Origin of the sequence: Lentzea flava (assembly GCF_014648475.1) — a bacterium.
Taxonomy (GTDB): domain Bacteria; phylum Actinomycetota; class Actinomycetes; order Mycobacteriales; family Pseudonocardiaceae; genus Lentzea; species Lentzea flava.
Genome location: NZ_BMRE01000141.1, coordinates 1 through 1,416, shown reverse-complemented (window position 1 = coordinate 1,416; position 1,416 = coordinate 1). Strand labels below are relative to the sequence as shown.

1 protein-coding gene is annotated in these 1,416 nt (G+C 60.3%); it reads left to right on the top strand.

What is annotated here, in order from left to right:
* The first annotated feature begins 770 nt into the window (after window positions 1-770).
* Complete coding sequence (locus IEZ09_RS45860; RefSeq protein WP_189260139.1) at window positions 771-1,181, top strand: hypothetical protein; 411 nt, start codon at window positions 771-773, stop codon at window positions 1,179-1,181.
* The last annotated feature ends 235 nt before the right edge of the window (window positions 1,182-1,416 follow it).

Below are 1,416 nucleotides of genomic sequence, written 5' to 3'. Positions count from 1 at the left end.
GCGTCACCAGCCGCTACTACACAACGTCACCGACAGTTACGCGGAAAGCCTCACTGACCAAAGCCATCCACGTCTTGCAGAACCACGAGGTCGCCGCCGGATGGAAAGGCTCACTGTGACTGCGTCACCGTTGACTGACAACGCGGTACCTGTTCGGTGATGGACTACAGCCGGCGCCTGGGCGTCAACCGTCAGCCAGCACCGATATCGGGGAGAACCGAGCGCACGGTCACAGTCGTCGCGTAGGGCGCTCCCGGAAGGCGATGTCCCGCAACTCGCGCCGCATGCGGACTGTGCGGCGCTCGACACCGCCGTGTCCTCCGTCGAATCCGCACAAGCTTGCGAAACACCGGCACCGACGAACCGTGAACACCGGCACCCACTCCGGACGGCCTGTACTGATCACCGCTCCACACCAAATCATCATCGACCACGCCCAGACCGCGTTACGAAACAACCTTTAGCCACACGTGCTTCGCACCTGCAAACTGGCCGCGTAGGCCTCGACGGAACCTCAGGAAACCGTTGCGCAGGTGTACTCGCGGGCACGTCGATTGCCTCCCAGTACATCTCTCGGCCGCTTCCCTTGATCGCAATGAGAAATTATACATATATTGCGATGCGAATGGAATGCTAACAAACGATATATTGGCCTGCGCGCCAGTTCCCATAGAGGTGCACGGTTTGTACGGCGATCGCGTGGTCGCTGCAGATTGGATGGCGTTCACCGGCGAACGGCAGGCAGGTTCGCGATAATCACACAGTCGGGGATGAACCCACTTGGTCAAGGGGATCGAATGAATACATTGTTGGTGAAGCGAGCTGTAGCGACGACAGCGACGCTCGGGCTGGCCGGCCTGGCCTCGGTCGTTGCGGCGGGCGGAGCGTCTGCCGCATCCGGCGGAGCTGCCTCGATTTGCGTCAACCGCGATGCGGATTACTCGGCGCAGCTGGCCTTGCCGAATCAAGGCTTGTCGGGTCCTGTCATCAACGCAGGCGGATGTGACCCCGTCTGGCGGGGGCCAATTGGCGCTGGCGAACCCGTTGTAGTCTTCGCTTACTATCGCGGCGCGAAGATCAACCTGGGGCACTTCTATGGTGACGGCGGATCGTATCAACTTGTTAACACGCATGGCTCCGTGGCTGGCGGAACCGCGGGCTTCACGGTGAAAAACTACTGAGTCGACAGAACACAAGGTTTACTTGTCTGGTGGCGGTGGAGTCAATGTTGCGTTGGCTCTACCGCCACCAGGACCATTATCCAGGGCGCGTCGGCCGCCTGTATGACGGAGCCCTGTCAATCATGCGGGTAAGGGCTCCCGCTTCTGCCGGACCGGGATGTGCGGGCGTTGATCACTGAGCCATTTTCATCCTGGGCTGGATGTGTTGGCAGGCAAGGCTTCTTGCTGATCACAG

Bases quoted from the DNA above. Each gene is read 5' to 3' on its own strand.
- IEZ09_RS45860 (WP_189260139.1), top strand. From the start codon at position 771: ATGAACCCACTTGGTCAAGGGGATCGAATGAATACATTGTTGGTGAAG.